The organism is Microbacterium sp. NPDC055683 (assembly GCF_053617895.1).
The window spans coordinates 18,161-42,431 of sequence record NZ_JBSHGQ010000027.1; the positions used below are offsets into that span (position 1 = coordinate 18,161).

23 protein-coding genes are annotated in these 24,271 nt (G+C 72.7%); 10 read left to right on the forward strand and 13 right to left on the reverse strand.

Annotated elements, in window-relative coordinates; genetic code table 11:
- Positions 1-72 precede the first annotated feature (72 nt).
- From ACWGPF_RS11335 to ACWGPF_RS11345, 3 genes are all read left to right on the forward strand, one after another.
- On the forward strand, positions 73-1,254 hold the full coding sequence (locus ACWGPF_RS11335; RefSeq protein ID WP_452332927.1) for an ATP-binding protein: 1,182 nt from the start codon (positions 73-75) through the stop codon (positions 1,252-1,254).
- The gene (locus tag ACWGPF_RS11340; RefSeq protein WP_345439955.1) at positions 1,241-1,906 is read left to right on the forward strand and encodes a response regulator transcription factor; all 666 of its coding nucleotides are present in this window, start codon (positions 1,241-1,243) and stop codon (positions 1,904-1,906) included. Before ACWGPF_RS11335 ends, ACWGPF_RS11340 begins: the two co-directional genes overlap by 14 nt.
- Positions 1,907-2,245: 339 nt before the next feature.
- Positions 2,246-4,309: an NAD(+) synthase gene (locus tag ACWGPF_RS11345; protein ID WP_452332928.1), complete on the forward strand. Its 2,064-nt coding sequence runs from the start codon at positions 2,246-2,248 to the stop codon at positions 4,307-4,309.
- A 49-nt stretch (positions 4,310-4,358) separates the two neighbouring features.
- Here ACWGPF_RS11345 and ACWGPF_RS11350 read toward each other — a convergent pair whose 3' ends face one another.
- Positions 4,359-4,910, reverse strand: a complete 552-nt coding sequence (locus tag ACWGPF_RS11350; protein WP_452332929.1) for a hypothetical protein — start codon at positions 4,908-4,910, stop codon at positions 4,359-4,361.
- A 48-nt stretch (positions 4,911-4,958) separates the two neighbouring features.
- On the reverse strand, positions 4,959-5,858 hold the full coding sequence (locus ACWGPF_RS11355; protein ID WP_452332930.1) for a LysR family transcriptional regulator: 900 nt from the start codon (positions 5,856-5,858) through the stop codon (positions 4,959-4,961).
- Between the two features lie 69 nt (positions 5,859-5,927).
- Between ACWGPF_RS11355 and ACWGPF_RS11360 the strand changes: the two genes are divergently transcribed.
- Positions 5,928-7,151 carry an MFS transporter gene (locus tag ACWGPF_RS11360; RefSeq protein ID WP_452332931.1) on the forward strand — a complete coding sequence of 408 codons (1,224 nt, stop codon included), beginning with the start codon at positions 5,928-5,930 and terminating at the stop codon, positions 7,149-7,151.
- Here the strand turns inward: ACWGPF_RS11360 and ACWGPF_RS11365 are convergent.
- Positions 7,133-7,738 (reverse strand): nucleoside deaminase, encoded by a 606-nt coding sequence (locus ACWGPF_RS11365; protein ID WP_345439945.1) that lies wholly within the window; start codon positions 7,736-7,738, stop codon positions 7,133-7,135. The two genes, ACWGPF_RS11360 and ACWGPF_RS11365, sit on opposite strands and share 19 nt — an antisense overlap.
- Before the next feature lie 43 nt (positions 7,739-7,781).
- Positions 7,782-7,961: a hypothetical protein gene (locus ACWGPF_RS11370; RefSeq protein WP_452332932.1), complete on the reverse strand. Its 180-nt coding sequence runs from the start codon at positions 7,959-7,961 to the stop codon at positions 7,782-7,784.
- 102 nt (positions 7,962-8,063) lie between these two features.
- On the opposite strand from ACWGPF_RS11370, the gene ACWGPF_RS11375 reads away from it, so the two are divergent.
- The gene (locus ACWGPF_RS11375; protein ID WP_345439941.1) at positions 8,064-8,990 is read left to right on the forward strand and encodes an aldo/keto reductase; all 927 of its coding nucleotides are present in this window, start codon (positions 8,064-8,066) and stop codon (positions 8,988-8,990) included.
- Positions 8,991-9,325: 335 nt separating this feature from the next.
- A complete protein-coding gene (locus tag ACWGPF_RS11380; protein ID WP_452332933.1) occupies positions 9,326-10,096 on the forward strand; it encodes a hypothetical protein in 771 nt (256 codons plus the stop codon).
- A gap of 4 nt (positions 10,097-10,100) precedes the next feature.
- On the opposite strand, the gene ACWGPF_RS11385 is transcribed toward ACWGPF_RS11380, so the two are convergent.
- The 4 genes from ACWGPF_RS11385 to ACWGPF_RS11400 form a co-directional block, all read right to left on the reverse strand.
- On the reverse strand, positions 10,101-13,175 hold the full coding sequence (locus ACWGPF_RS11385) for an AAA family ATPase (RefSeq protein ID WP_452332934.1): 3,075 nt from the start codon (positions 13,173-13,175) through the stop codon (positions 10,101-10,103).
- Positions 13,172-14,329 (reverse strand): exonuclease SbcCD subunit D, encoded by a 1,158-nt coding sequence (locus ACWGPF_RS11390; RefSeq protein ID WP_452332935.1) that lies wholly within the window; start codon positions 14,327-14,329, stop codon positions 13,172-13,174. The genes ACWGPF_RS11385 and ACWGPF_RS11390 overlap by 4 nt, the downstream gene beginning before the upstream one ends.
- A 109-nt stretch (positions 14,330-14,438) precedes the next feature.
- A complete protein-coding gene (locus tag ACWGPF_RS11395; RefSeq protein WP_452332936.1) occupies positions 14,439-15,410 on the reverse strand; it encodes an SDR family oxidoreductase in 972 nt (323 codons plus the stop codon).
- 40 nt (positions 15,411-15,450) lie between these two features.
- Positions 15,451-15,741 (reverse strand): GNAT family N-acetyltransferase, encoded by a 291-nt coding sequence (locus ACWGPF_RS11400; RefSeq protein WP_452332937.1) that lies wholly within the window; start codon positions 15,739-15,741, stop codon positions 15,451-15,453.
- Positions 15,742-16,172: 431 nt separating this feature from the next.
- Here ACWGPF_RS11400 and ACWGPF_RS11405 point away from each other — a divergent pair, with 431 nt between their 5' ends.
- From ACWGPF_RS11405 to ACWGPF_RS11415, 3 genes are all read left to right on the forward strand, one after another.
- On the forward strand, positions 16,173-16,913 hold the full coding sequence (locus tag ACWGPF_RS11405) for a winged helix-turn-helix domain-containing protein (protein WP_452332938.1): 741 nt from the start codon (positions 16,173-16,175) through the stop codon (positions 16,911-16,913).
- Between the two features lie 194 nt (positions 16,914-17,107).
- A complete protein-coding gene (locus ACWGPF_RS11410) occupies positions 17,108-18,112 on the forward strand; it encodes a DNA-3-methyladenine glycosylase family protein (protein ID WP_452332939.1) in 1,005 nt (334 codons plus the stop codon).
- Between the two features lie 18 nt (positions 18,113-18,130).
- Positions 18,131-18,325 carry a hypothetical protein gene (locus ACWGPF_RS11415; protein ID WP_345439925.1) on the forward strand — a complete coding sequence of 65 codons (195 nt, stop codon included), beginning with the start codon at positions 18,131-18,133 and terminating at the stop codon, positions 18,323-18,325.
- Positions 18,326-18,337: 12 nt separating this feature from the next.
- On the opposite strand, the gene ACWGPF_RS11420 is transcribed toward ACWGPF_RS11415, so the two are convergent.
- Genes ACWGPF_RS11420 through ACWGPF_RS11435 form a run of 4 tightly spaced genes read right to left on the reverse strand, consistent with a single transcriptional unit; the run spans position 18,338 to position 22,124 of the window.
- Positions 18,338-19,096 (reverse strand): iron ABC transporter ATP-binding protein, encoded by a 759-nt coding sequence (locus tag ACWGPF_RS11420; RefSeq protein WP_452332940.1) that lies wholly within the window; start codon positions 19,094-19,096, stop codon positions 18,338-18,340.
- Positions 19,093-20,091, reverse strand: coding sequence for an iron chelate uptake ABC transporter family permease subunit (locus ACWGPF_RS11425; protein WP_452332941.1), 999 nt, complete (start codon positions 20,089-20,091; stop codon positions 19,093-19,095). Before ACWGPF_RS11425 ends, ACWGPF_RS11420 begins: the two co-directional genes overlap by 4 nt.
- Positions 20,081-21,094: an ABC transporter permease gene (locus ACWGPF_RS11430; protein WP_452332942.1), complete on the reverse strand. Its 1,014-nt coding sequence runs from the start codon at positions 21,092-21,094 to the stop codon at positions 20,081-20,083. The genes ACWGPF_RS11425 and ACWGPF_RS11430 overlap by 11 nt, the downstream gene beginning before the upstream one ends.
- A gap of 13 nt (positions 21,095-21,107) precedes the next feature.
- Positions 21,108-22,124 (reverse strand): siderophore ABC transporter substrate-binding protein, encoded by a 1,017-nt coding sequence (locus ACWGPF_RS11435; protein ID WP_452332943.1) that lies wholly within the window; start codon positions 22,122-22,124, stop codon positions 21,108-21,110.
- Between the two features lie 124 nt (positions 22,125-22,248).
- Here ACWGPF_RS11435 and ACWGPF_RS11440 point away from each other — a divergent pair, with 124 nt between their 5' ends.
- Complete coding sequence (locus tag ACWGPF_RS11440) at positions 22,249-23,025, forward strand: siderophore-interacting protein (RefSeq protein WP_452332944.1); 777 nt, start codon at positions 22,249-22,251, stop codon at positions 23,023-23,025.
- Positions 23,026-23,040: 15 nt separating this feature from the next.
- On the opposite strand, the gene ACWGPF_RS11445 is transcribed toward ACWGPF_RS11440, so the two are convergent.
- The gene (locus ACWGPF_RS11445) at positions 23,041-24,183 is read right to left on the reverse strand and encodes an ROK family protein (RefSeq protein WP_452332945.1); all 1,143 of its coding nucleotides are present in this window, start codon (positions 24,181-24,183) and stop codon (positions 23,041-23,043) included.
- Positions 24,184-24,271 lie beyond the last annotated feature (88 nt).

Consider the following 24,271-nt stretch of genomic DNA (forward strand, 5'->3'; position numbering starts at 1 on the left):
GCCATGAGGGATGCCCCCGATCCGACCCTGAGTTCCCCCGCGCCTGCGCGCTCCGCGTGGTTGCATGGCCTCATGGCCCTTCCCGCCCCTCGCCCGCTGACGCGCCCCCGCAGCGCCGTCGTCGCGGGCGTCGCCGCGGGCGTCGCGGAGCACCTCGGATGGCGGGCGCCCATCACGCGCCTGCTGTTCGTCGCGACGAGCGCGATCTGGGGCGTCGGCCTGCTGCTCTACCTCTGGCTGTGGGCGTTCACCCCGCTGCGCGACGGAGCGCAGCGGGTGACGCGGCGAGCCCCCGTCGCGTGGGCCGTGCTCGCCGGGTCGAGCGTCTTCCTCCTCGTGGCCCTGCAGATGAACTACTGGTCGCTCTCGCAGGGGGTGCTGCCGCCCGCGAGCCTGCTTCCCGCCGTGCTCGCGATCGCGCTCGCCGTCGGCGGCGGCGTGTGGTCCGCGCTCCTCGACCGCACCGATCCCGCCCGCGGTCCCCGCCAGGACGTCCTCGTGCGGGCGTGCGCCTCCGCGCTCCTCGCGGCCGTGGCCATCCTCATCTTCGTGCGCTCCCCCGCCGTCGGATGGCAGCTGGCGCCCGTCATGCTGCTCATCGCGCTCGCTGCCGCGCTCGGGATCGCCGTCGTGTGGTCGTCGACGTGGATCGCGCGGTTCCGGGAGCTGCAGTCGGCGCGCATCCAGGGCATCCGCGACGAGCAGCGGGCGGAGATGGCCGCTCACCTGCACGACTCCGTGCTGCAGACGCTCGCGCTCATCCAGAACCGGGCCGGCGCCTCCAGCGAGGTCGGCCGCATCGCCCGCGCACAGGAGCGCGAGCTGCGCGCGTGGCTCTACGACGACGACGAGCCGGCCGACAGCGACCTCGCCACCGACCTGCGCGACTACGCCACGGCCCTCGAGCTCGACTACGAGGTCGCCGTGACCGTGGTGTCGGCGGGGTCGTCGGCCGAGCGCGCGAGCGGCGAGGTCGCGGCGGCCGCGCGGGAGGCCATGCTCAACGCGGCGCGCCATGCGGGCGGCGAGGTGTCGGTGTACATCGAGGGCGCGCCCGGCGCCGTCGACGTCTTCGTCCGCGATCGCGGGGCCGGATTCGACCCCGCCGACGTGCCGGACGACCGGTTCGGCGTGCGCGAGTCGATCATCGGCCGCATGCGGCGCGTCGGCGGGATGGCCGCCGTGTCGCGCGGCGCGGGCGGACTCGGCACCCAGGTGCACATCCGGTACCCTTCGGCGGGTGCCCGTGCCTGAGCTCGCCGTCGTGATCGTGGACGACCACTCCATCTTCCGGTCGGGGCTGCGCGCCGACCTCGACGGCGCGCTGCGCGTCGTGGGCGAGGCCGCCGACGTGCCGGGCGCCGTCGCCGTCATCGCCGAGACGCGGCCCGACGTCGTGCTGCTCGACGTGCATCTGCCGGGCGGCGAGGCGGGGAGCGCCGGCGGCGAGGACGTGCTGCGCCGCGCGGCACCCCTCTCCCCCGGCACGCGCTTCCTCGCGCTCAGCGTCTCGGATGCCGCGGAGGACGTCGTGCGGGTCATCCGCGCCGGCGCCCGCGGCTACATCACGAAGGGCGCCTCGGGCGCCGAGGTGTCGCGTGCCGTGCGGGTCGTCGCGTCGGGAGACGCCGTGTTCTCACCGCGGCTGGCCGGCTTCGTCATCGACGCGTTCGGCGCGGCGTCGGGGGAGACGGCCGTCGCCGACGACGAGCTCGACCGGCTCTCGGCGCGGGAGCAGGAGGTCATGCGCCTCATCGCGCGCGGCTACGCGTACAAGGAGGTCGCGACGGAGCTCTTCATCTCGGTGAAGACCGTGGAGACGCACGTGTCCGCCGTGCTCCGCAAGCTCCAGCTGTCGTCGCGGCACGAGCTGACGGCGTGGGCGTCGGCGCGCCGGCTGCTGTAGCCGGGGTTTCGCCGCGATTCGCGGCGACTGACGCGGGTTTCGCCCCGATTCGCGGCGACTGAAGCGGGGTCCGCCCTGAGGTTCGCCCCGATTCGCGGCGACCGACGCGGGTTTCGCCCCGAAACGCGGCGACCGAAGCGGCATCCGCCCTGAGGTTCGCCGCGATTCGCGGCGACCGACGCGGGTTTCGCCCCGAAACGCGGCGACGCGGACTGCCGGCCCCACCGCCCGCGGACCGACGCCCCCACCGCCCGCGGGACCGACGGCCCCACCGCCCACGGGACCGACCGCCCCACCGCCCGACGGACCCACCGCCCGCGCGGATGCCAGACTGGACGCGTGAGCGACTTCGACTTCGGCAGCGCGTACGGGCACGGGTTCGCGCGCGTGGCGGCAGCGACCATCCCCCTCGCCATCGCCGACCCGGCGGCCAACGCCGAGACCGTCCTCGAGACGGCGCGCGGCCTGCACGACGACGCCGTCGCGGTCGCCGTCTTCCCCGAGCTGTGCCTCTCGGGGTACGCGATCGACGACCTCGTGCTGCAGGATCCGCTCCTCGACGCGGTCGTCGAGGCGATCGAGACCATCGTCGCGGCCTCGGCCGACCTGCTGCCCGTGCTCGTCGTCGGCGCGCCGCTCGCGCACCGCAGCCGCGTCTACAACGCCGCCGTCGTCATCCACAGGGGGCGCATCCTCGGAGTCGCGCCCAAGTCGTACCTGCCGACGTACCGCGAGTTCTACGAGCGCCGCTGGTACGCGCCCGGCGACGACCAGCGCGGCGACATCCGCATCGGCGCGCACCTCGCGCCGTTCGGCCCCGACCTGCTCTTCGAGGCGCAGGACGTCGCCGGCCTCGTCGTGCACGTCGAGGTCTGCGAGGACATGTGGGTGCCCGTCCCTCCCTCGTCGCTCGCCGCGCTCGCCGGCGCGACCGTGCTCCTCAACCTGTCGGGGAGCCCGATCACGATCGCCAGGGCGGACGACCGGCACCTGCTGTGCAAGTCGGCCTCTGCGCGCTGCTCGGCCGTCTACGCGTACGCCGCCGCGGGGCTCGGCGAGTCGACGAACGACGTCTCCTGGGACGGCCAGACCATGGTCTACGAGTCGGGTGCGCTCCTCGCCGAGACGGAGCGGTTCCCCGACGGCCCGCGAGTCTCGGTCGCCGACGTCGACCTCGACCGGCTGCGCCAGGACCGACTGCGCCAGGGCACGTTCGACGACAACCGGCGCACCCTCGCCGACCGCACGGAGTTCCGCACCGTCGCCTTCGAGCTCGACCCTCCCCGTGGCGACGTGGGTCTGCGGCGGGCGCTCGACCGATTCCCCTTCGTTCCGGATGACCCCGCGCGCCTCGCGCAGGACTGCTACGAGGCCTTCCACATCCAGGTCTCGGGTCTCGTGCAGCGGCTCTCGGCGATCGGCGGCCCGAAGCCGGTCATCGGCGTGAGCGGCGGGCTCGACTCGACGCACGCCCTCCTCGTCATCGCGCGGGCGATGGACCGGATGGGGCGCCCCCGCAGCGACATCCTCGCCTACACGATGCCGGGATTCGCGACGAGCGACCACACGAAGTCCAACGCCATCGCGCTCGCGGAGTCGATCGGCGCGACGATCGAGACCATCGACATCCGCCCGGCCGCGACCGAGCTGCTGCAGAAGATGGGCCACCCGGCGGGCAGCGGCGAGCCGGTCTACGACGTGACGTTCGAGAACGTGCAGGCGGGCCTGCGCACCGACTACCTCTTCCGGCTCGCCAACCACCACGGCGGCATCGTCGTCGGCACGGGCGACCTCTCGGAGATCGCCCTCGGATGGGCGACCTACGGCGTCGGCGACCACATGAGCCACTACTCGGTGAACACGGGCGTGCCGAAGACGCTCATCCAGCACCTCATCCGGTGGGTGATCGCGGAGGGCGAAGGCGTCTCCGCCGAGGAGGCCCGCGTGCTGCAGTCGGTGCTCGACACCGAGATCAGCCCCGAGCTCGTGCCGGCCGGGCAGGACGGAAAGGTGCAGTCGACGGAGAGCACGATCGGCCCGTACGCCCTGCACGACTTCACGCTCTTCCACGTGCTGCGCTACGGGATGCGGCCGTCGAAGATCGCGTTCCTCGCGGAGAGGGCGTGGGCCGACGCAGATGCCGGCGCGTGGCCCCCGGGGTTCCCCGCCGAAGACCGGTACGCCTACGACCTCGCGACGATCGCGAAGTGGGAGCAGGTGTTCCTGCGGCGCTTCTTCGGCTTCGCGCAGTTCAAGCGGTCGGCCATCCCGAACGGGCCGAAGGTATCGCCCGCGGGATCGCTCTCGCCGCGCGGCGACTGGCGCGCGCCCTCCGACGGCAACGCCCGCGCCTGGATCGCCGAGCTGGAGGCCGCCCTGCCGCACCTCTTCCCGCGAAACTAGCTCTCGTCGTCGAAGCTGGTGTTCCAGGCATGGGCTTCGACGACCAGGGCTAGTCTCGACCAGGGAGCGGTGCCCGGTCGCGCAGGCCCACCCGGTCCGGGATCTGCATCGACAGCCCCGGCAGCCAGCTGGCCGGATCCGGCCACGGGCGCGACGACGGCAGCGCGCGCAGCATGCGCCCGGCCGTCCCCTCGCCCTTCACCGGCACGACCCGTCGCGGGGCGCGGTGCCCGAGCGCACCGCACCACCAGTGGCGCCAGATCTCGGGGGCGTCGTCGGGCTCCAGCACGAGGTAGTAGTCGGGCATGAGCGCGTCGCCGCGCGCGAACCGCGCGAGGGCGTCTCCGATCTCGGCCTCGAGCGCGCCGAGCGTCGAACGCTCCTCGAACAGCTCGATCCACGCCGCGGCGACGTGCTCGAGCGGGTCGGCGTCGTGCACGACCCAGGGCGTTCCGGCCGCCGCGATCCGGTGGGAGGCGATGGCGGGCTCCGACCCGCGCAGCGCGAGCGCCGACACGCCGCCGAGCGCGTCGACGGAGGCGAGTACGTCGTCGGCACCGGGGCCGACGACGGCGACGATGGTTCCAGTGGGTGCGTCCATGCCTCAGGATGGCACAGGCGCCGCCCGTCGTGAAGGACCGCGCGCCGCCTACCCCTCGGCCCAGATCCGCCGCTCGCGCGCGACCCGGACGACGGCGTCGCGGACGAGCAGCACGGCCGCGCGCGCCTCTCCCCCGGCGGTGACGGCGCACATCCGCCGCGACGCGAGCCGGCTGCGGATGGGCACCTGCACACAGCCTGCGGGCACGACCGGCTGCTCAGGCATGACTGCGAGGCCGAGCCCGGCCGTGACGAGGCCGCGCACCGTGATGAGGTCCTCCCCCTCGAACGCGATGCGCGGCGTCCGCTCGCTGCGCGCGAAGAGGGCGTCGAGCGAGTCGCGCAGCCCGAACCCCGGGGCGAGCGTCACGACGGGCCAGTCCGCGATCTCGGGCACCGAGACCGATGCGCGGCTCGCGAGCGGATGGCCGTCCGGCACGAGCGCGACGAGGGGCTGCTCGAAGAGCGGCACGACGTCGACGTCTCCCCCGATGGCCGGTGTGTCGACGACGAGCGCCATCGCCACCCGCCCCGTGCGCAGCTGGTCGATGAGCACCGACCGCGCGCCCTGGTGCAGCTCGAAGCGGATGTCGGGGCGCTCACGGCGCACGGCGCTGACGACCTCGGGGATGAACCGCTCGCCCAGCGACGTCTGGAAGGCGAGCGAGACGGTGGCGGCAGACGAGCCGACGACCGCGTCGATGCCCTCCTCCAGCGTCTGCAGCGCACGGCGGAAGGCGGGGAGAAGCGCCCTCGCCTCGTCGGTGAGCCGCACGCCGCGCCCCTCGCGCACCACGAGCGCGACCCCGAGACGCCGCTCGAGCGTGCGGATGGCGCGGCTCGCGTTCGGCTGCGGCATCCCCAGCATCTCGGCGGCGGCCGTGACGTGCTCGGTCTCGCCGAGCGCCACGAGCACGGGGACGAGGGGCAGGATGGCGCGGAGATCCATATCAGGATGGTATGCGTTGCGGCCTTCCGGTATTGGAGATGCATGCCTTCTCGAGGCTAGCGTCGAGACGTGACCCAGACGGCTCCCCTCCCCCTCGTCGAGGCGCACGGCGCGCCGACACGGGCTCCGGGCCGGCTCTCCCTCGCGATGTGGTGCGCGGGGATCGCCTCGTTCGCCCTGCTGCACGCGCCGCAGGGGCTGCTCACGTTCATCGCCGCCGATACCGGCCGGGGCGCATCCGACGTCGCGTGGGTCATCTCGGGCGCGACGCTCGGCCTCGCCCTGTCGCTGCCGCTGTGGGCCGTGCTCGCCGCGCGCCTCGGGGTCGCACGGGCGATGCGCGTCTCGGCGACGACCTCGGCGCTCATCGCCCTCCTGCTGCCGCTCTCGCCCACGCTCGAGGTGCTCGTCGCGGGGCGCTTCCTGCAGGGCGCGGCGATCGGCGGCATCCCCGCCCTCGCCGTCGCGCTCGTGCACGAGGCGGTTGCGGGGCGCACGGCCGCCGTGGTCGCCGGCGGCTACATCGCCGCCGCCTCGGTCGGCGGCCTCTCGGGGCGCGTGGTGGCACCCGTGCTCGCCGAGGTCGCGGGATGGCGCGCGGGACTGCTGCTGCTCGACGTCGTGGGAGCACTCGTCACGCTCACGATGGCGCTCCTGCTCCCGCGCACGGCGCCATCCCGCGCCCCGGCGGGGCGAACGCTGCGCGTGTTCGTCCGGCAGCTCCGCGACCGGCGGCTGCTCGCCCTGTTCGTCATGGCCGGGATGCTGCTGGGCGCGATGATCGGCATGTACAACGCGATCGCGTTCCGCCTCGAGGCGCCGCCGTACGCACTGCCGGCCGCCGTGGTGTCGCTCGTCTTCCTCGCGTACCTCGGCGGGACGGCGGCGGCGCAGGTCTCGGGGCGCCTGTCGCAGCGCTTCGGCCTGCGCACGCCCCTGCTCGTCGGTTGCCTCCTCATGCTCGCCGGGGCGGCGCTCACGGCGGCGTCGCCGCTGCCGACAGTGATCGCCGGTGTCGTGCTCCTCACGACGGGGATGTTCCTCGCCCACTCCGTGGCGAGCTCGGCCGTCGCGGGGTTCGCCGGCGCCGACCGCGCGAGCGCCGGCTCGATGTACAACGTGTTCTACTACGGCGGGTCGAGCCTGTTCGGATGGCTGTGCACGTTGGCCTGGAGCGGGGCGGGATGGCTCGCCGTCGCCGGCGTGCTGTGCGCGCTCTCGCTCGCCGCGGCCGTCTGCGCGCTCGTCGCGACGCGGGCGCCCGCTCGCCCGCGTCAGCCGCGCGCGTTGTAGACCGTGATCGAGCCGTCGTCGACGGCCGTGCGGTAGGCGCGGAACACGGCGATCGCCTCGTCCTTCGCGACGGGGTCGATCACGGTGATGCCGCGCGCCTCGAAGGCCGCAGCCCAGTCGTCGATCATCGGCCCCTCGTCGAACGTCGTGATCTCCTCGACCTCGGGGCCCGATCCCGCGATGGCGAGCGTGGTGATGCCCGACCACATCGCGGCACCGTAGCACTGCACGCAGGGGCGCCAGTTGACGACGAGCTCATGGCGCGGCTGGCCCTCGCCGCCGAGATCCCATGCGCCCACGCGGGCCTGCGCCAGGCCGAGCGCGGTGACCTCGGCGTGGCCGGAGGTGATGCCCGTCGACAGCACGACATTGACGCCGACCGACACGATCCGCCCCGTGTCGGCCTCCGCGACGAGAGCGGCGAACGGTCCTCCGTTGCCCTCTCGCCAGTTGCGGTCCGCGAGCCGGTTGACGAGGGCCATCCGCTCGTCGAGGGTCGGGAGGACGTCTGGCACGTCGGCGAGCTCGTCGGCGACCCACTCGGGGAGCGCGATCGTGTAGGACGTGGCGAGGGGCGGGAATTCCATGGAGCCAGCTTGCGCCATGGATGTGTCGGGAATGTGTCGCGTCTCAGCCGCGGTCGCCGCGGAACAGCGATCGCAGCACGAAGAACACGATGACCGCCACGACGGCGACGACGCCGAGCTTCGCGATGAACCACAGCACCGAGAAGATGACGTTCACGATCCACCAGGCGATGACGACGGCGGCGATCACTCCGATGATGGTCCACACGCTGTTCTTCGTCATGGCCCCAGCGTAGGCGGTTTCGATGTGTTTCCCCGGGACGGGCCCCGGCCATCCCGGGACTCCTAGCCTGGGAGGACGGTTCATCTTCGAAAGGACATCCGCATGGCACGCATCGGCTCCAGCGACCTCGACGTCTTCCCCCTCAACCTCGGCGGCAACGTCTTCGGATGGACCGCCGACCGCGACGAGTCGTTCCGCATCCTCGACGCGTTCGTCGAGGGCGGCGGCGACTTCATCGACACGGCAGACTCGTACAGCGCGTGGGTGCCGGGGAACACGGGCGGCGACAGCGAGCGCCTCATCGGCGCATGGCTCGCCGACCGCAAGCCGTCGGGCATCACCGTCGCGACGAAGGTGAGCCAGCACCCCGACTTCCGCGGTCTGTCCGCGTCGAACGTCCGCGCGGCGGCGGAGGCGTCGCTGGAGCGACTCGGCGTGGAGTCGATCGACCTCTACTACGCGCACTTCGACGACGAGGCGACCCCGCTCGAGGAGACGGTCGAGGCCTTCGGCGCTCTCGTCTCCGACGGTCTCGTGCGCTACACGGCGGTGTCGAACTACAGCGCCGAGCGCATCCGGGAGTGGATCCGCATCGCACGGGAGCTCGGCGTGCCGGAGCCGGTGGCCGTCCAGCCGCACTACAACCTCGTCGAGCGCGGCATCGAGCAGACGATCATCCCGGTCGCCGAGGAGTTCGGCCTCGGCGTCTTCCCGTACTTCTCGCTCGCCAAGGGCTTCCTCGCGGGCAAGTACCGGTCGGCGGATGACGGCGGCTCGCCGCGCGCCGGCGCGGCGACGGAGTACGTGAACGACAAGAACCTCGCCGTCATCGACGCCCTCGAGCGGATCGGGCGCGCGCACGGTGCGTCGATCGCGACGACGTCGCTCGCCTGGCTGCGCTCGCGCCCGGCCGTGGTCGCCCCCATCGCGTCGGCCTCGCGCGTCGACCAGGTCGCCGACCTGCTCGCGGCCGGCCGCCTCGAGCTGGCGCCGGAGGAGATCGCCGAGCTCGACGCGCTCTCGGCCTGAGTCGCGGCCGGGACTGTGGCCCCGGTCGCCCCCGGGCACCGGGGCCACGGTGGCGGGGCTGGGGTAGCCCAGGTCGCAGTTCCCGCCCCCAACGGCCCCCGGATGGCCGCAAACTGCCACCCCAACCAGGCACCACCCCGCCCAGGTCGCACTTCCCGCCCCCAGAAGCCCCCGGATGGCCGCGAACTGCCACCCCAACCAGACACCACCCCGCCCAGGTCGCACTTCCCGTCCCCAATCGCCCCCGGACGGCCGCAAACTGCCACCCGGACGAGAGCGGGACGACGACGCCGCGGCGGGGTGCCCGCCGCGACCGGCGATGACAGGATGAGGCGATGGACGACGAGCTGCGCCTGCTCCACGAGCAGGCGTTCGGGCGACGGGCGGATGGCGCCACGCGAGACGCCGCGATGGCCCGCCTCGCCGACATCGATGCGGAGCGCGGGCAGCGGATGGCCGAGCCGGCGGCGGCGGCGCGCGACGACGTACCCGCTGCCACGTCCGCCGCGGTGGAGCGCAGCGAGCTCGACCCCCTTCCCTCTCCAGAGGATGTCCCGCACGAAACGTCCGGCGCGGGCGTCGCTCAGGGCGAGCCCTCGCGCGGCGGCGTGGAGCACGCTCTGCGCCGATTCGGGACGTTCGTGGAGTCTCTTCCGCGAGGTCGCGCCATCCTCCTGTGGGCGGGATCGCTCGTCGTGACGGCGCTCATCACGGCGGGCCTCGCCGCCGCCACATCGCAGATCGATCCCTGGCGGGTCGCCGAGCTGCGGATCGATCCGGACGGCGAGATTCCGAGGGAGATCGGTGTCCCGGATGACGGCGTCGTCGTCTTCGACGATTTCGCCGGGTTCGCCGTGATCTCGATTCCCGGAGGCATCTGGGCGCCCGGCGGGGAGGACGAGCGCTGCGTATCAGGATTCGAACGCGACCCCGGCGACGACCAGGGCTCCTACGGTTTCGGGGGGTGCACCGCTGGTCCCTTCCCCGCCGTCGCGACCCTCACGGTCGATGAGAACATGCCCGACGAGCTGCAAGACCAGTTCCCTGCCGGAACCGCGCTGCAGTTCGAGCTCGACGGGGATCGCGTCATCGTCCGAGCCGGCTGAGCGCTCACTGCGTGACGGTGCTCCAGCCCTGCGGCGAGCGCTCGACCCGCAGCTGGGCGGGGATCTGCTCCTTGATCGCCTCGACGTGGCTGATGATGCCGACGGTGCGCCCGCCCTCGCGCAGCCCGTCGAGGGTGCGCATGGCGACCTCGAGCGTCTCGGCGTCGAGCGATCCGAAGCCCTCGTCGATGAAGAGCGTGTCGAGGGTGATGCCGCCGGCCCGGTTGGTGACGACCTCCGCGAGGCCGAGCGCGAGCGCGAGCGAGGCGAGGAACGTCTCGCCGCCCGACAACGACCGCGGCGGGCGGGCCTGTCCGGTGTAGCGATCCATGACCTCGAGGCCGAGACCGCTCGCGGCATTGCGATACGCCAGCGCATCGGTGTGCTGGAGGGCATAGCGGCCCGCGGACATGTCGGCGAGCCGCCGGTTCGCCGCCTCGACGATCCCCTCCAGCTCGGCCGCGAGCACGAACGTCTCGAGGTCCATCTTCTTCGTGTTGCGCCCGGCGACCGCGTCGGCCAGGGCACGGACGACGGAGGCCTCGCGCGCGGCGTCGGCGATCGCCGCGTACGCGTCCTCGGCATGCGCGAGGGCGTCGGCCAGGCCGGTCGCGAGCTGACGCATCGCCGCAAGGCGCGCGACGGCGTCGTCGAGGTCGGCGGCCGCGTCGGCGAGAGCGCGCGCGGCGGCGTCGACGTCCACCGGCTCCTCGGGCAGCACGAGCAGCTCGAGGTCGACGAGCGTGGCCTTGGTGTTGCGCAGTTCGGCGTCATGCGCGGCGATCTGCGCGTCGAGCGCCTGCTGCCGTTCGGCGTCGAGGATGGCGGCGCGCGCGCTCTCGACGTCGAGGAATCCCGCCGCCGTGGCGGCTTCGGCGAGCGCGTCTGCGGCGTCGGTCGCGGCCTCCTCGGCGCGCGCGGCAGCGCGCAGGGCCTGCGCCAGACTTGTCGCGGCGGCCGCGCGGTCGCGCGCCGCGTCGATCCGTGCGGCGATCGACGGGGCGTCGCCGCGCGCGGCTTCGACCGCCGCTCGGTCGCGGGCGAGCTCGTCGTCGAGCGAGCGGATGGCCGCGGCGCGTTCGGCACGCGCGGTGTCGGCCTCCTCCCGTTCCCGGTCGAGTCGCTGCTCGCGGACGACGAGCTCGTGCTTCGCGGCCTCGAGGCGGCTGAGCTCGGCGGATGCGGCGTCGGCCGCGTCGCGCTCGGCGCGCGCCTGCATGAGCTCCTCCTCCACCGGTCCGACGGCTCGACCGCCGGCGCGCGCCTCGGCGTCCGCAAGGGCGCGCTGCGCGTCGCGGCGTGCATCGGATGCGGCGAGCTCGGCACGGGATGCCGCCGACTTGCTCTCCTCGGCCGCGTCGATCTCGTCGGCCGTGACGTGGTCGTCGGCACGCGGTGCCGGCGAGGGATGGGCCGTCGATCCGCACACGACGCACGCCTGGTCGTCGACGAGCTTCTCGGCGAGCTCTCCGGCGATGCCGCCGAGGCGCCGCCGGTGGAGGTCGGCCAGGTGCGCGTCGGCCGCTTCGCGCGCGCGAAGCGCCGCGTCGGCGTCCTGCGACGCCTGCGCGTATGCCTCGGCGAGCCGGACGCCCTCGCGCGCGGCATCGAGCTGCGCGCTGAGCGATGCGACGCGGTCGGCCGCGTGCACAGCACCGGCCGCGGCGGTCGCCGCCACCGTGGCGGCCTCGTCGAGCCGTGCTCGTTCTGCGGGGATGGCCGTCAGCGCGGTGGCGAGCTCGGCGATCGCCTTCGCGTGCGCCTGCTCCTCGGCGCGGAGGTCGGCAAGTGCGCGCTCCTTGGCCGCCATGCCGCGCTCGACGTCGCGCGCGGGCTGCCACTCGCCGACGTGCTGCTGCGCCTCGGCGGCGATGGCGTCGAGAGCGGCGGGATCGTGGTCGCGGTCGTCGCTGACGGCCGACCACTCCCGCCGTACCGCGTCGACGGCGTCGGCCGCGGAGGCCGCGGCCGCGAGCGCCCGGGTCGCGGCGTCGATCGCGCCGCGCACGCTCTCGGCACGACGAGCGGCGCCGAGCCGATCCCGCGCGACGTCGATCTCGTCCGCCCTCGCCTCGAGAGCGTCGAGCGTCGAGCGGAGCTCGTCACGCTGCCTCTGCTTCTCGCGATCGGCGCGCAGGCGGTCGTACGCCGTCGAGGCGGCATCGCGGCGTCGACGTGCCTCCGCGTCGGAGGCTTCGGCCGTCTCGATCTCGTGCCGGGCACGGCTCTCGGCGTGCGCGAGACCGGCGAGGCGCTGGTCTTCTGCGGGGGCGCTGGTCGTGCCGGGCGTCGGTCGGTCACCAGCCGGGCCGGCGCCGTCATCGTCTTGGGCGATGAGCACCTCGTCCGCCCCGGGGTCGTCCGCTCCTTCTCCCGGGCCCCGGCCATCCGCCCCGCCGCGGGCGGGCAGCTGGGCGGCGAGCGCCTCCGCGTGCACGAGCACGGCGTCGAGCGCACGGCGCCCGTCGGCGACCGCGGCGTCCGCGTCGACGCGTCGGCGCTCGAGCTCCTTCTCGTAGTCTTCGAAACGGCGGGAGCCGAACAGGGTGCGCAGGAGCTTCTGCCGGTCGTTGTTTCCGGCGAGCAGGAACTCGGCGAAGCGCCCCTGCGCGAGCAGGATGACCTGGAGGAACTGGTCCTTCGTGAGGCCGATCTCCTCGGCGACGAGGGTCGCGACGTCGCGATCCTTCGCCGCGCGCCAGACGACGTCGCCGCCGACGACCTCCCCCATCCGCGCCGTCGCGGGGGAGGTCGTCATGCCCTCTCCGCGCTTCTTGGGGCGCTCGTACTCGGGCGATCGCTCGATGCGCCATCGGGTGTCGCCCGAGGTGAACTCGACGCTCACGAGCGTCGGATCGTCGGTCGCGCAATGGTCGCTGCGCAGGCGCTTCTCGCCGCCCTCGTAGCGGGGCACGGCGCCGAAGATCGCGAAGGCGACGGCGTCGAGGATGCTCGACTTGCCGGCGCCCGTGCGCCCGCCGATGAGGAACAGCCCGTCGGCGGCGTAGGCATCGAGATCGACGATCTGACGGTCGCGGAACGGTCCGAATCCCTCGATCTCGACGCGGTGGATCCTCATGCCCGCGCCTCGGCGGCGGCGTGCACCGAGACGACGTCTCCGATGATCTCCCGCTCGGCATCGGTGGCGGCTTCGCCGTTGCGCACGTGGGCGAGGAAGTCGTGGACGAGGTCGCCATCCGACCTGGCGCCCTGCACGCGCTCGCGGAACGTGCGCTGATCCGAGCGGATGCCGCCGGCAGGGGCGAGCTGGATGGTCGCGCAGTGAGCGAAGCGCTCGCGCAGGCGGCGCATCGGCTCGAGCGGCGGGTTGACGTCCGTCAGGATGGCGCACACCCAGTCGTCGGCGTGCGGCGCGTAGGCGGCGTCGGTGAGGAGCTCGTCGAGCGTCCCGCGGAGGGTCACGAGACGGCGCGGGATGGGGAGGTCGAGCCACTCGATGCCCTCGACGCCGTCGGGGCCGAGATCGATCATCCACGCGCCGCGGGGCTTGCTGCCCTCCCCGAAGCTGTAGTGCAGCGGCGCGCCGCTGTAGCGGACGTTCTCGGCGAGGCGCGAGCGGCCGTGGATGTGGCCGAGCGCGACGTAGTCGGGGCCGTCGAAGTCGACGACGGGCACGACGTCGAGCGAGCCCTGGCGGATCTCGCGCTCGACGCCATCCGTCGGCTGCACGTCGCCCGCGAAGCAGTGCGAGACGACGACCGAGCGCCCGCCGCGCTCTGCCCGGTCGGCGTTGACCAGGGTCATGGCGTGTCGGATGGTCTGCTCCTGCGTGCGCAGATCGATTCCCGGCCAGATGCTTCTCACGATGGCGGGTTCGAGGTAGGGCAGGCCGTAGAAGTGGACGGGGCCGTGTGCGTCGTCGATCGTGATGGGCGTGCCGACGGCGCGCGGGTCCGTGAGGATGTGCACGCCCGTCGATGCGAGCAGCGGGGAGAGGAAGCCGAGACGCGCCGCCGAGTCGTGGTTGCCGCTCGTGACGACGAGCTTCGCACCCGTGGCGCGCAGCGCGTTCAGCGTCTCGGTGAGCAGGTCGAACGCCGCGGCGGAGGGCGTCGCGGAGTCGAACACGTCGCCCGCGACGACGACGACGTCGACCTCGCGATCGCGCACCTCCGCGACGAGCGCGGCGAAGACGTCGCGCAGCGCGTCGAGCGTCGCATACCCGTGGAAGGTGCGCCCGATGTGCCAGTCGGAGGTGTGGAGGATCCGCATGCCTCCACGGTAAGGACGGGGTCGGACATTGGAGGGGAGACGCGGCGGGATGGATGGATGCCGACTCCTCTACGACCTCCGCGCCTGCGTCGGGCGGCGCGGAGCGCCTCTACGCCCCGTACTTCCCGATCACGCGGTCGAATGCACCATCCAGGTCGCCGTCGACCACCTGCCGCGCCTCGTCGGCGAGGTACCAGTCGACGATCTCCCGCGCACCGCGCGAGAACGGCGTCGTGGCGGCCCATCCCGGCACGAGCCGCTTGATGAGCGAGTTGTCGAAGACGACCGAGTGCGCCTTGTCGCCCACGAGGCCCGGGCCGAGCGACGGGATCTCCCGGGCGATCGCGGAGGACGCGACGTGCACGATCTCGGGCTCGCGGCCGAGCGCCGCGCCGAGCTGCCGCGCGATCTCGTCCCACGTGAGGCTCTCGTCGCTCGTGATGTGCACGGCCTGCCCGATCGCATGCGGGTTGCCGAACAACCCGACGAACGCGGTCGCGAAGTCGCGCGAGTGCGTGAGCGTCCACCAGCTCGTGCCATCCCCGTGCACGACGATCGGACGGCCGTCCCTGATCCGCTGCAGCGCCGTCCATCCGCCCTCGAGCGGGATGAGCGACGGGCCGTAGGTGTGGCTCGGGCGCACGATCGTGGCGGGGAACCCGCTCTCCCGATACGCCGCGACGAGGAGGTCCTCGCTCGCGATCTTGTTGCGCGAGTACTCCCAGAACGGGTTCCGCAGCGGCGTCGCCTCGGTGATCGGCAGCTGCGCGATCGGCTTCTGATACGCCGATGCGCTCGAGATGTAGAGGTACTGCCGCGTACGCCCCGCGAAGATGCGGATGTCATCGGCCGCCTGCTGCGGAGAGAAGCTGCGGAAGTTCGCCACGACGTCGAACGTCTCGTCGCGGATGGCGGCCTCGATCGAGCCGGCGTCGCCCGCGTCTCCGACGATCCCCCGCACGCCCTCGGGCAGCGGCGAGCGCCCGCGGTTGAGCACCGTCACCTCGTCGCCGCGGCTCGCGGCGAGGTCGGTCACGAAGGAGCTGATGTTGCCGGTGCCGCCGATGAGGAGGATGCGCATGCGCGCCACGCTACCGCCCGTCTCCCCTCCGGAGGGCGGCTCAGCGCGACGTGAGCACGCCGGCGCGTTCGGGATGAGCGGCGAACCAGTCGGCCACGTACCAGCACACGGGCAGCACCCTGCGGTCTCCGCGCGCCTCGATCTCGGCGACAGCGCGCTCCGTCACGATCGCGGCATACCCGTGGCCGCGGAAGGTCGGCACCGTGAACGCCCGTGTGAGCGCGACCGTGCCGCCGTTGTCGCGGTAGTCCAGCACGCTCACGAGGTCGTCGCCCCGGCGCAGCTCGTAGCGCGACGACTCGGGCGCATGGGTGAAGGACAGATCGCTCACCCCGACAGGCTACGCCCGCGGCGGATGGCCGGCGCCGCCCGGCAGATCGCCTCCGCGAACACGACGAGCCCGGGCACATCCGTCACATTTCGTCACGGCGGCCGTCATAACCGGTCGCCGTTTGACACGCGGAGACACGCCCGGCCATAATCGCCCGTATGACTGACAACACGCACCCCCTGTCCGCCCGGGAGGCGAGGGGAACGGACGGCATGATGATGGCCGGCCGTGTTGTCATGTGCTGTCGAATGTGCAGCTGAGGCGCTTCCGCCGATCCTCATGCACGCCAGGGCATAGCGAGACCATCCATGGTCGCCACGCCCACGAGCGACGGTCGTCCCGTCCGCTCCGACACAGGCCGTCACTCCGACCAGGCGCACGCCGGTCCGGCCGCCCCCACGCACGCTCCTCCTTCGAAGGAACCCATCATCATGTCCGCGTCCCTGCTCGAGCGCCCCACCGCCATCCGCCCCGCCTCCGCGACCCCCCTCCCCGGCACGCCCCGCGTCCGCACCGCGCAGCCGGCTGCCGCCCGCCCCGTCCAGCAGCCGGCGCCGGCTGCCGCCGCGACGACCACCGCACCGCGCGGGTTCGCCCTCTACGTCGGACTCGACGAGGCGAAGGCCGCTGCCGACGGCGTCTCGCTCTCCACCATCGTCGAGGCCCTGCGCCGCACGATCGCCGAGCTGTCGCCGAGCGCCGAGACCTACGCCGCCGTGGCCCTGGCGCCGCAGAGCGCGGGGGGACGTGACGTCGACGTCGTCCGCCTCGCACTCAAGGAGCCCGGCGCCGTCGCCCGCACGCTCCCCGACGCCGGCGAGACGGAGCACGCCGAGGGCGTCGTCGTCGACATCTCGCGCAAGCGCGTGCTGCTCGACGGCGAGTCGGCCGCTCTCACCTTCAAGGAGTTCGAGCTGCTGCAGTACCTCGTCCTGCGCGAGGGGCGGACGATCGAGCGCACCGAGCTCGTCGACTCCCTGTGGCAGGCGCAGACCGAGGACGAGACGCCCGGGGAGCGCACCATCGACGTGCACGTGCGGCGCCTGCGCGCCAAGCTCGGTCGCTACGAGGACATCGTCCGCACGGTCCGCGGAGCCGGCTACCGCTTCGACCGCCACGCCGACGTCACGATCCGGTACGGCGCCGGGGCCCCCTCCCCCGACCGCTTCTGATCCCGCGTCTGCCCCTTCCCTTCTGCCCCTTCCCTTCTGCCCCTCCCTCGCCCAACGGACATCCGCTCGCCGAAAGCACATCGGAATCCGCGTTATCGGATGGGCTCTGGTCAAACGGATATCCGTTGGACAAGTCGGCGGCTCGCACCCCTCAGGCTCACGGCTTTGTCGGACGAGGGGCGTAGCGTGACGGCATGATGCAGCGCACGGCACCTCCCCCGCGGATGGGCGTGCGCGAGCCGCGACCCGACCGCGTGCCACTCGCGACCCGCTCGGCACGCGCGCCGCGGCTCGAGGCCGTCTACACCCCGCGGCACGACGTCGACCTCCTCCGCACCGTCGGAGGGTTCCGACGCGGACACGGCGATCCCACGCAGGTGCACGACGGCGCCGTCATCTGGCGCGCGACGCGCACGCCGGAGGGCGTCGCGACGACGGCCCTGCGGCAGGCGGGCAACGGCACCATCCGCATCGCGGCGTGGGGGCCTGGCCGCGCGTGGGCGATCGAGCAGGCACCGGCCCTGTGCGGCGCCGAGGACGACCCCGCGGGCTTCGATCCTCGCGGCCATCCGCTCGTCGTGGAGGCGCACCGCCGCCATCCGGCCCTCCGCCTCGGCCGCACGGACCTCGTCTTCGACGCACTCGCGCAGTCGATCATGGAGCAGAAGGTCACGGCGCAGCAGGCCTTCCTCGCCTGGCGCAGCCTCGTCACCTGGTTCGGCGACCGTGCGCCCGGCCCCGCCCCGCGTCCGATGTTCGCGCCTCCCTCCGTCGACGGATGGCGCCGCATCCCGTCGTGGGGATGGCACCGCTCCGGCCTCGAGCCGCCGCAGTCGCGCACGATCGTGGGCGCCGCGCGCCGCGGCGACTCCCTCGTGCGCGCCGCTCACGGCGCCCGCGACGGCGATGACCGGGACCGCGTGCTCACGTCACTCCCCGGGATCGGCGTCTGGACGTCCGCCGAGACGCGCATCCGCGCCTTCGGCGACCCCGACGCCGTGAGCGTCGGCGACTACCACCTCGCGCACCAGGTCGGCTACGCGCTCACGGGAGCGCGCACCGACGACGACGGGATGGTCGCGCTGCTGGAGCCGTGGCGCGGTCACCGCCAGCGCGTCATCCGCCTCCTCGCGGCGTCGGGCGTCGCCGAGCCCCGACGCGGCCCGCGCGTGCACATGGAGGACCACCGCGCGCGATGAGCGCGGCATGATGGAGGGATGACCCGCGCCACCGCCGCCCTCATCGCCCTCGGCGTCCTCGCCCTCGCGATCGTCGTCGGGCTCATCCTCGGGAACGTCGGACTCGGGCTCATCCTCGGACTCGTCGTCGGGCTCATCCTCTTCCTGTCGTTCGAGTCGCGGCGCGGGCGGAACCAGGGCGTGAACGACGAGGACCACGGCATCGAGCTGTGACCTCCGCGAGCCTCAGCCGTAGTACAGCGCGACGGGCCTGCCGTCGATGACGCGCACGTCGACCTCGGTGTCGTAGACCGCCGCCAGCACCTCCGGCCGCATGATCTCGGCGGCGGGGGCATCCGCCACGACGCGCCCCTCGCGCATCGCGACGATGCGGTCGGCGTAGGTCGCGGCGAAGTTGATGTCGTGCAGCACGACGACGATGCGCTTGCCCAGCTCGTCGGCCATCCGCCGCACGAGCTTCATGATCTCCGTCATGTGCTTGAGGTCGAGGTTGTTGAGCGGCTCGTCCAGCAGCACGTACTCGGTGTCCTGCGCGAGCACCATCGCGATGAACGCCCGCTGCCGCTGGCCTCCCGACAGCTCGTCGAGGAACCGCGACCGGAACGGCTGCAGGTCGAGGTAGTCGATGGCGCGCTCGATGTGATCGCGGTCGACCGTCGTGAGGCGGCCTTTCGAGTGCGGGAAGCGCCCGAACTCGACGAGATCGTGCACCGTGAGCCGCGCGGCGATGTGGTTGTCCTGCCGCAGCACCGCGAGCCGCGTGGCGAGCGTCGCCGACGGCGTGCGGTCGACGGCCGCCCCGTCGACCGTGACCGTGCCCGAATCGGGGCGGATGAGCCGCCCGATGAGGCCGAACAGGGTCGACTTGCCCGCTCCGTTCGGACCGATGAGGGCGGTGACGCCCTCGCCTCCGAACGAGATCGTCACGTCGTCGAGCACGGTCTGCCCTCCGTAGCGCTTGACGGCGTTCTCGAGCGCGATCATCGCGCCCCCTTTCGCAGGACGAGGAACAGGAAGAACAGGCCGCCCGCGAACTCGATCACCATCGACAGGCTGCCGCCGAACGACAGCAGCTGCTCGAGCACGAGCTGGGCGCCGAGCAGGCAGACGAGCCCGATGAGCGCCGCGGCGGGCAGCGTCCAGGCGTGGCGGAACGAGCCGGCGTACGAGTAGGCGAGGTTGGCCACGATGAGCCCGAAGAAGAGGATGGGCCCCACGAGCGCGGTCGACGCCGCGATCATGATCGACACGATCGTGAACAGCGCGAGCACGACACGGCGGTGGCTGACCCCGAGCCCGATCGCCGCGGGCTCTCCCAGGGTCAGGACGTCGAGCGTGGGCACGAGGGGCACGAGCGCCGCGCAGGCCGCCGCGACGAGGAGCGCCGTGAACAGCAGCAGCGTCGGATCGGGCCGCGTGAGCGACGCGAACATCGCGTCGGACAGGATCTGGAAGTCGAGCGGATCGAGCATGCGCTGCATCCACTCCGTGAAGCTGCGGAAGAACGTCCCGAGCACGATGCCGACGAGCAGCATGAGGTGGATCGAGCGGCGCTTGCCGCCGAACATCCAGGTGAAGAGGAACACGCTGAACGCGACCATGACGACGAGCTGGGTGAGCCACAGGGTGAGCTCGTCGGCGTGAAGGAACGACGCGGAGCCGAAGAAGAACACGATGATCGTCGAGATGAGCACGTAGAACGCGTCGAATCCCATGATCGACGGCGTGAGGATGCGGTTCTGCGTGATGGTGTGGAAGACGACGGTCGACACCCCGACGGCGACGGCGACGACCGCCATCGCCGCGACCGTGAGGATGCGGATGCGCACGGCGAAGGCGAGCGACCCCGGCACGTCGGTGAAGAGGTAGACGGCGATGAGCGCGACGACGGCGATCGCGAGCGCGCCGAGGCGCACGGCCGGCCGCCTCCAGAGCGCGGGAGTCGGGGCGGGGGCGAGGTCGGCGAGGTCAGCGGGCACGGCTCCTCCTCCGCAGCAGCAGCCAGAGGAACAGGGCGGCGCCCACGACGCCCACGAGCACGGAGAGCGGGATCTCGTAGGGGAAGCGCACGACGCGCGCGACGATGTCGCACGCGAGCACGAAGACGGCGCCGAGCCCCGCGACCCAGGGGATGGACCGGCGCACGTTGTCGCCGATCACGAGGCTCACGATGTTGGGGACGACGAGGCCGAGGAACGGGATCATGCCCGCCGTGACGAGCACGGCCGCCGTGATGACGGCGATCACGACCATCCCGATCGCGACGACGCGGCGGTAGTCGAGTCCGAGGTTCGTCGCGAACTCCTCGCCCATGCCGATGACGCTGAACCGGTCGGCCGCGAACCACGCCACGACGACCATGGCGCCGGCGATCCATACGAACTCGTACCGTCCCTGCATGACGGTCGCGAAGCTTCCCTGCGACCACTGTCCGAGCGACTGCAGCAGGTCGAGGCGGTACGCGAAGAACGTCGTCACCGATCCGACGACGCCGCCCAGCATGATGCCGACGAGCGGCACGAGCACGAGCTGGCGCACCGGCACGGCCTTCACGACCTGCAGGAACACCCACGTGCCGATGAGGCCGAACAGCGCCGCCACGCCCATCTTGCCGACCACGGCCATCCCGGGCCAGAAGATCATCGTGACGAGCATGCCGAAGGTCGCGAACTCGCTCACGCCCGTCGTCCCCGGCTCGACGAAGCGGTTGCGCACGAGCATCTGCATGATGAGGCCGGCGATGCCGAGCGAGGCCCCCACCAGGATGACGGCGACGGTGCGGGGGATGCGGCTCGCGGCGAGGAGGAACGTCGCCGTCGCATCGCCCTCGACGAGGGCGAAGGGCGACACGTCGGAGACGCCGATGAAGACGCTCACCGCGGCGAGCGCCGCGAGGAGCACGCCGATGAGCGCCCCCACCCACGTCCGCCGGGGGCGGGCGGGGGCGGGGGCGCTCGTCGAGGACGGGGCCGTGACGGTCACGTGGAGGCCGGGGTCACTCCGCGATCTGCATCACGTCGTCGATGAGCAGCTGCGTCGTCTCGATTCCGCCGTAGACGATGTACCACGCCACGGGGTCGAGGTAGACGATCGTGTCGTTCTGCGCCGCGCTGGTCTGCTTCACGATGTCGTTGTCGAGCACCTGCGCGGCCGCGCCGGCCTCCGCCTCTCCCGTCGCGGCGTCGCGGTCGACGACCCAGAGGGTGTCGGGGTCCTGCTCGAGGAGGAACTCGAACGACACCGGCTCGCCGTGGGTCGCCGAGGCGATGTCCTCCACGACGGGCTCGACGCCGAACACGTCGTAGATGAGGCCTCCGCGCACGTTGGAGCTGCCGCCGTCGACGGGCGAGGGCGACATGGCGTTGAGCTCTCCGCCCGACACCATGACCGCGAGCCCGTTGCCCGCCTCGGCCGTCGCGGCCTTCGCCTCGTCGATGCCGGCCTCGAGGTCGGCGAGGGCTGCGGCCGCCTCGTCCTGTGCGCCGAGCACCTCGCCGAGGAACGTGACGTTGCGCTCGAGCGTCTCGACGTACGTCCCCGTGATGCCGAGGTCGATGGTCGGCGCGATCTGGCTGAGGTCGTCGTACAGCGCCGACGAACGCCCCCCGATGACGATGAGGTCGGGCTGCTGCGCCTCGATCTCGATGAGGTCGGCCTCGAAGAGCGTGCCGGCGTTGAACGCGTCGTCGGCGAGGGCGTCCTGCAGGTAGTCGGGGACCGATTCGATGGGGGCGCCGGCGACCTCGCCGCCGAGGGCCCCGATCGTGTCGACGGTCGCCATCTCGAACGCGACGATCTTCTCGGGGTGACGGGGGACCTCGACCGTCGTCGTCTCGTACTCCGGGTCGGCGTCCTCCGCCGCGACGTTGCGCTCCCAGGAGTAGGTGAGCGTGTCTGCGGCGGCGGTCTCCTCGGCCTCGGCCGGCACCTCCTCCGCCGACGAGCAGCCGGCGAGGACGAGCGCGGACGCGGCGACGAGCGACAGCGCGAAGACGGGCTCGCGGATGGACATGGCTGTTCCTCCTCTGCGGGCGCGCCCCTGCGCGCACGACGCGTGCATCGGCGGCGCATGTGATCACGCCGCCCGGTCAGGTAAGGCGAACCTCACCCGACCTGGGTAAGGGTAGCCTGATCCCATGCAGGTGTCGAATTCCTTCTCGCTCGAGCGCTCGCGGCTCGACCTCCGCTTCCGCTTCACGACGCTCGTCTCGCGCGAGTGGATCGGCCCCGACTACGTCCGCGTCCGCGTGCAGGGCGACGATCTGCGCGGGTTCGGCGAGGGCAGCGGCCACGACGACCACATCCGCATCTTCTTCCCCGACGGCGTACCGGCGTCTGTCGAGGAGATGCGCGAGGCCCCCAGCCGCGAATTCACGCCGCTCTCCTGGGGCGACGACTGGCTCGACCTCGAGTTCGCCGTGCACGGCGACGAGGGCGTCGCCGGCGTGTGGGCGGCGAACGCGCCGCTCGGCTCGTTGCTCGGCGTCGGAGGGCCGCGCGGCACGGTCGCCGTCTCGGGCGCCCCCGGCGGATGGTTCCTCGCGGGCGACGAGACGGCCATCCCGCAGATCCGGCGGTACGCCGCGGCGATCCCCGCCGGAGCCGACGCGCGGATCCTCGTCGAGGTCGCCGACGCCGGGCACGAGATCGCGATCGACGCGCCCGTGGACGTCGAGTACGTGCACCGCGACGGCGCCGCGCCGACGACGGCGCTCATCGGCCGGCTCGACGCGCTCACGGCCGGCGACCGCCCTGCGGGCGACGTGTTCGCCTTCATCGCGGCCGAGCAGGCCGTCGTCAAGCCTGGCCGCGCGCTCGCCGTCGACCGCTGGGGCCTCGACGCCGACCGCATCGTCGTGAAGGGGTACTGGAAGGGCGACGAGACCGGCGCGAGCTACCACGCCGCACACTGACCGCCGGCGCCGCCGCTACCGCAGCACGTGCGCTCGGATGGCCATGGCGGCCGCGCCGCGCGCCCACTCCACGAAGTCGGCGGGGCGCACCACGATCTCGAGCGGGTCGGCTCGGGCGTCGCGGAGGGGCCCGATGGCATCCTCGAAGGCGCCGCGCGCGACGTCGAGGACGCCGTCGCCCTCTCCGGAGATGACGATCGTGCGCGCGAACGTGAAGTTCGACGCGAGGGCGACGAGTCGGCCGAGCGCGACCGCCGCCGCCTCGACGGCCGTGCGCGCGACACCGTCGGCCCGACGCGCGAGGCTCAGCACCTCGTCGTAGTCGACGGTCCGCCCGAGCCCCACCGACACCTGGCCGCAGATCGCGTCGATCGTGAGGAGGGCAGCGGCGCATCCGCGATGCCCCTCGAAGCAGAGGGGGCCGGCGGGATCGAGCGGGATGTGGCCGACATGACCCACCCCGTCGTCATCGCTCACGACGACACGGCCTCCGGCGATGAGCCCGAATCCGACCCCCGCCCCGACCGTGACGACGGCGACGTTCGCGGCGTTCCGCCCGGCCCCGAACCACTGCTCGGCGTGCGTGAGCGCGACGAGGTCGTTGCTGAGCGTCGTGGGGATGCCCGTGGCCGACTCGACGAGGTCGGCGAGCGCGATCTCGCCCTCCCAGCCGAGGAACGGCGACCCGACGACCGACCGGCCGCCGCGCACGGGCCCGCTGATGCTCACTCCGATGCCGTCGGCCGCACGGTCCCGCGTCACGCGCGCGACCACGTCGGCGACGGCCGCGACGACGTCGCCGACTTCCCGCGAGGCGAGAGCGACGTCGTGACGCGCCACCTCCGCGCACCGCAGGTCGGTGGAGACGCCGTGGGCCGCATCCGCCGTGACCTTGACCCCGACGAAGCGCCGAGTGTCCGCGGCGACGTCGAGTGGCTGGCTGGGCCGCCCCACCCGCCGCCCCTGCTCGTCATCCGGCCCGGCATCGACCTCGATGAGCAGACCCGACTCGAGCAGCGGCTTCGTGAGCCGCGACAGGCTCGATTGCGACAGACCGATCCGGCGGGCGAGGGCGCTGCGGGAGATCGGCCCCGCGGTGAGGACCTCCAGGGCGACGGCGTGAGCCGAGCCGTCCTGCGTCGCCCATCCACCATCCATCCCTCTTTTGTATCACTTCGAGACGAATAGGTTGCCGATTCCGCGATCGCCCGCGGTCTTGACGCCCAATAACTTCTGCCGTAGAACT